This window comes from Candidatus Symbiothrix dinenymphae, assembly GCF_001431085.1.
In genome coordinates, this window is the sequence record NZ_BBRU01000556.1 from 1 (window position 1) to 3,850 (window position 3,850).

The window sequence follows — 3,850 nt, forward strand, 5'->3', positions numbered from 1 at the left end:
TTTTGAAACTGTGCGCGGGCGGTGGGGCGGCGTGAAAGCCTTGTTGCCGCGTGCCTCTTCTTCCTTGCGGCGGGCAGCGAGAACTTCATCTGACCCTTCCCCCTTGATGCTGCGTTCGGGAATGTTAATTGTGATGGTGTCGCCCGTCCGCACCAAGCCGATGGCTCCGCCTGCTGCGGCTTCGGGGGATACATGACCTATTGACAAGCCGGAGGTGCCGCCCGAAAAGCGTCCGTCCGTGATGAGCGCGCAGGCTTTCCCCAAGTGGCGCGATTTGATGTAGGATGTCGGGTAAAGCATTTCCTGCATTCCGGGTCCGCCTTTGGGACCTTCGTAGGTGATGACTACCACATCGCCCGCCTCCACATTGCCGTTCAGAATACCATCGCAGGCGGTTTCTTGCGAATCAAACACTTTGGCGGTGCCGGAGAATTTCAGGATGCTTTCGTCCACGCCGGCGGTTTTCACCACGCAGCCGTCCTGCGCGATGTTGCCGTAGAGCACGGCTAAGCCGCCGTCTTTGCTGTAGGCATGGGCGATGTCGCGAATGCAACCTTCGGCGCGGTCAATATCCATTTCATCTACGTCGTAATATTCTTCCTGCGAACCGAACTTCAAATTAAATCGATTGCCGGGTGCCGCTGTATATAACTGTAGAGATTGTGAGGACATAGTGTCCTCGCAAATATTGTATTCTTTAATGGCTTCTGCCAATGTTTTTCCGTCTACACGCTTCAGAGAGGCATCAATCAAACCACCTTTCTGCAATTCGCCAAGAATGCCGAGGATACCGCCGGCGCGGTTGACATCTTGCATATAGTATTTATTGGTATTCGGAGCCACTTTACACAGACAGGGCGTTTTGCGCGACAGGCGGTCGATGTCTTGCATGGTGAAGTCCACGCCAGCCTCCTGCGCCACTGCCAGGAGGTGCAACACCGTGTTTGTGGAGCCGCCCATGGCAATATCCAAAGTCATAGCATTCAAAAAAGCCTCTCGTGTGGCAATACTTCTCGGCAAAACGCTTTCGTCGCCGTCTTCGTAATATTTATAGGCATTTTTGACAATCAGACGGGCGGCGTCGCGAAATAAATTTTCGCGGTCGGCATGGGACGCCAGCAAGGTTCCGTTGCCCGGCAAAGCCAAACCGATGGCTTCATTCAGGCAATTCATCGAGTTAGCGGTAAACATTCCCGAACACGAGCCGCAAGTGGGACAAGCATTTTGTTCGATTTTGCGAACCTGTTCGTCCGAAACGGATTCATCGGCACTCTGCACCATGGCATCAATCAAATCCAAGCCGTGCCCGTCGAGCCTTCCGGCTTCCATTGGTCCGCCGGAAACGAATACCGCGGGGATATTCAGGCGCATTGCCGCCATGAGCATCCCCGGCGTGATTTTGTCGCAGTTGCTGATGCACACCATTGCATCGGCTTTGTGGGCTTGCACCATGTATTCTACACTGTCGGCGATGATGTCGCGGCTCGGCAGCGAATAGAGCATCCCGTCGTGACCCATCGCTATGCCGTCGTCGATGGCGATGGTGTTAAATTCGGCGGCGAAGCAGCCCAATTCCTCGATTTTTGCCTTCACAAATTGCCCGATTTCGTGCAGATGCACATGTCCGGGCACAAACTGCGTGAACGAATTGACAATCGCGATGATGGGCTTGTTCATCTGCTCGGTGGTCATGCCGTTGGCTTTCCACAAGGCACGTGCGCCCGCCATTTTGCGACCGTTGGTGCTGCTGTAACTTCTAAGTTGATTTTTCATTTTCTATTTAGTGTTGATAAATTTCGTGCAAAGATAATAAAAATTGACTAAATGCTGTGCTCAAATATCCGGTATTTATTTTTGCCGATGAATACGATGACGGCGGCTTTCAGGTCGGGGCGACTGCTCAAGCGGTGCGAACCAAGATATTGCTTTATCTGCGCCTCTCCCTCTTTTTGCAGTTTGGTGATTTCAGATGATTTGGCTTTTGCCTTGCAGTATTTGAGTTCAAACACCCATTCATATTTTATTTCTGGCAACTGCGGGCTGCGCTGCAAATAAATATCTGTTCTGCCCGGCACGGCTTCGTATTCGCTCATTGGGACGTAAATACGGCTCATAAGCAGATATGCCAGCAGCAGGATTTTGATGTATTTCTCATCGAAGTGTTGCAAATCGTGGTCGGATAATTTGCTGAGTGCGTGCTCTGAAACGTAGGCTATAAACCGTTTTAAATCTCCTTCCATTGCCAATGCGGTGATGGATTCGTCGAGGTGGCGCGTTTCAATGGTCATGGCGGGCGATTGCTCGCGCACAAATTTCATCACATACTCCCAATATAAAGTGCGGATGGAATAATTGGGAATACCCAACCACACTTTACCCATTACCGGCTCTTTGATGGTGAGCAAACCCATATAGAACAGCAGGGAAATGAAATAATCGGTATCGTTCAGCGTATCTACCGAAAATTTATTCAAAACTTCCGCTATAATTCCATCTTCTTTGATGATTTGAATCACGGTTGCACGGTTGCTATCGTTCTGAGTGAGCTTTTTCAAGCGTCCGTAATCCGTTTTCAGATTCTCATCAATGATGCTGTCCGGCACTCTATGTAAATCTATAATCTGATTGAAGAAATAGAGCACCATTGCCGGATTATACACCCTGTTTGCCCCGTCTTTATTAAACAGATAACCATCGTAATAAGCTTCCATATCCACAGTGATGAAATCAGGATTAACACCGGTTTCGTGCATCAGCCAGTCAACCTCTTTTTTCGTAAATCCCATCATTTCATTATATTTCTCGTGCAGCGTGAGGTTGGTCGAGATATTATACCCGCTGGTGAGGTCGTCGAGCATCACCGGCGAAATGCCTGTGATAAATGTGCGGCTGGAAACAAACTTTGTAGAGTTTTTTATTCGTTCATAAAAATCGCGCACCAACCCGTTAGCAGACACCATTGTTTTGTAAAAATCCTTGCCTAACCGGTTGCCCATCGCAATGAGGTCGTTAGCAAAATGGTCGTATTCATCAATGATGAAATAGATTTTCACATTACTCTGCTCGGCGGCAGAAAAGGCTCTATCCAAAGACAAGATTCCCAATTTATTCTCACTTAGCTCACGACTATACACAGCAGCCTGAGAAAAAACGGACGGATACACATTAAAAAAGTTGCGCACGGATGTCTGGACAGCATCGTTGAAAGAAACTCGGAAACTTTCCTCGCTTGAAGTGTCCATCCCCGAAAAATCGAACCGCAGCACCGCATACGAGTTCTTTTCAGGAGTCGGATGCTTGCCTATGTAGAGGTCGCCGAACAATTGCTCAAAATTCTCCGCCTCGTTCATGTCGTAGTAGCACGACAAGGTCATAAAGAACAGGCTTTTGCCGAACTTGCGCGGGCGGATGAAAAACAGATTTTTGTTGGTTTCGTTCTCCAACATCTCAATATACATGGTTTTATCCACATAAGCATAGTTCTCAGTCCGTATGCTCTTGTAATTACTGCTACCGTAGGGCAAGCGCTTAAATTTTTTTGCTTCCATCTTTTTTTATTTTGGCTACAAAGATAGGCTATTTTTTGGTATAACGGAAAAAGCGTATTACAAATTTTCAAAATTTTTTATCTACCTTTGCGCCCGAAAATAAAAAAAAGAGAAAATGCAACTTGCTTCATTGATATTCGCGATTCTGCTGTCGGTAGGGTTTCTACTCTATCGGGGAGGAGTGTGGTTGGGTATTCCCAATTATTCCATCCGCACTTTATATTGGGAGTATGTGATGAAATTTGTGCGCGAGCAATCGCCCGCCATGACCATTGAAACGCGCCACCTCGACGAATCCATCA

General features: G+C 48.0%; 3 protein-coding genes. 1 reads left to right on the top strand and 2 read right to left on the bottom strand.

All coding sequences use genetic code 11. The annotated features are described in order from the left end of the window. Both ilvD and ASC50_RS05715 read right to left on the bottom strand, forming a co-directional pair. Positions 1-1,773, bottom strand: a 1,773-nt coding sequence (gene ilvD / locus ASC50_RS05710) for a dihydroxy-acid dehydratase (RefSeq protein WP_056928799.1), incomplete at its 3' end; no start/stop codon positions are given. Between the two features lie 47 nt (positions 1,774-1,820). Further along, entirely contained in the window at positions 1,821-3,548 is a 1,728-nt protein-coding gene (locus tag ASC50_RS05715; protein ID WP_055430427.1) for an AAA family ATPase, read from the bottom strand. 115 nt (positions 3,549-3,663) lie between these two features. Here ASC50_RS05715 and ASC50_RS05720 point away from each other — a divergent pair. Then, positions 3,664-3,850, top strand: a 187-nt coding sequence (locus tag ASC50_RS05720; RefSeq protein ID WP_056928800.1) for a hypothetical protein, incomplete at its 3' end; no start/stop codon positions are given.